Source organism: Bacillus sp. 7884-1, assembly GCF_002272245.1.
In the GTDB taxonomy this organism is placed as follows: Bacteria; Bacillota; Bacilli; order Bacillales; family Cytobacillaceae; genus Neobacillus.
This window is the reverse complement of the sequence record NZ_NPDD01000068.1, coordinates 1-1,677: the sequence shown is the minus strand read 5'-3', so window position 1 is coordinate 1,677 and position 1,677 is coordinate 1. Positions and strand designations below refer to the sequence as shown.

At 38.5% G+C, this 1,677-nt stretch carries 1 protein-coding gene; it reads left to right on the top strand.

The annotated features are described in order from the left end of the window. Positions 1-75: 75 nt before the first annotated feature. Positions 76-1,545: an arabinan endo-1,5-alpha-L-arabinosidase gene (locus tag CHI06_RS09195; protein ID WP_095248211.1), complete on the top strand. Its 1,470-nt coding sequence runs from the start codon at positions 76-78 to the stop codon at positions 1,543-1,545. The last annotated feature ends 132 nt before the right edge of the window (positions 1,546-1,677 follow it).

Below are 1,677 nucleotides of genomic sequence, written 5' to 3'. Positions count from 1 at the left end.
CAAAAATCAACAGAGTGCCAAAATCAATAATAAGCTTTAACATTGCCAAAATTTTAATAGTTGGGAGCAATAGGCATGAAACGGAAAACAAAATTAATACTCTTCAGCTTAGGTGTATTTATCATTTTGATTTCGGCTGTACTGGTGGGGTTTAAATTAATGCAGCCGAAATTTAATGATTTTTCAGGAATTAAATTTCCTTCTCCACCGGCACGGGAGCCAATTCAAAATGTAAACACTGATATTCTTTACAAGGAAAAGGAATGGACGACAAATTTTACTCATGATGGTGCAATTATTAAAACGGCTGATTGGTACTATGTTTTCTCTACGGACTATATGGTGGGAGCTCCTCCTACTCCAGGGATTCAGATTAGAAAAACAAAGGACCTAATACATTGGGAGTTTGTTGGGAGAGTTTTTGATCATGTTTCAACTGAAGGGTTGGAATGGACGAAAGGAAATACCTTCTGGGCACCTGCCGTAATTGAAATGAACAATAAGTTTTATTTATATTATTCAGTTTCCGAGGTTGGTAAAAGAAACTCTTATATCGGGATGGCGACGAGTGCTTCGATAGAGGGGCCGTGGGAGGATAAAGGAGTAGTTTTCAAAAGTCAGGAGGGTGATAATTATACAGTTAATGCTATTGACCCTGATATTATTTTCGATAAGCAGGGGCAGCCATGGATGGTTTATGGGTCGTATTTCGGCGGAATCTTCATTTCGAAGATCGATAAGAATACCGGGAAATTAGAAAATCCAGCGGATGAAGGGACACTTATTGCTCAAAGAAAAAATATGAGCTTTGGAATCGAAGGCCCAGAGATAATGTATAACCCTGATACAGATTACTATTATTTAACTGTTTCTTACGAATGGTTAGAAGATACGTACAATGTCAGAACTGCTAGATCTAAAAGCATCACAGGTCCATATTTTGACTATAACGAAAAAGATATGGTGGACAGTACAGATGAGTCATTCAATACCGGAACTAAATTAGTAGGTTCTTATGCCTTTGATAACGATAATGGCTGGCAAGGGACCGGTCATAATGGGTTACTTGAAGCAGATGGGGAATATTTCCTCATTCATAATGCTAGAGCGGTTGAAGATATCTATTGGTCACATTTACATGTTCGAAAGATAGTTTGGACAGAAGATGGATGGCCAGTAGTATCCCCTGAAAGGTTTGCAGGTGAAACCGAACAGAAAGTTAGTGAAGAAAATATCATTGGGAATTGGGAACATATTTTACTTCCGCGATATGATGATAGTTTACAAGCCTCAAAGCAAATTCAATTGCTGAAAAATGGAAGGATTATGGATGACGAAAAGAGCAGCTGGAAATTAACGGGTGAGAATCTATTAAAGCTTTCCATTTACAATCCGGATGCTGCACCTGACAGTTATTCAAATTCAACATATAACCTGAAGGTGATTCCAGCTTGGGATTGGGAGAATTGGAATGGGACGTTAGTTTTTACTGGTATGGATCAAGATGGAACCGTCCTCTGGGGCAAAAAACAGCTGGAAAAGTAAATCATTTAATAAATGAAGTTAGGCACAACCAGTGAGTTGTACCTAACTTTTTTTTTTATAGCTGTGCATTAAAGCCCAATGTGATATTGGCACTCTGTTGATTTGGGCGGAAGGCGCGAGACTCCTCGAAAA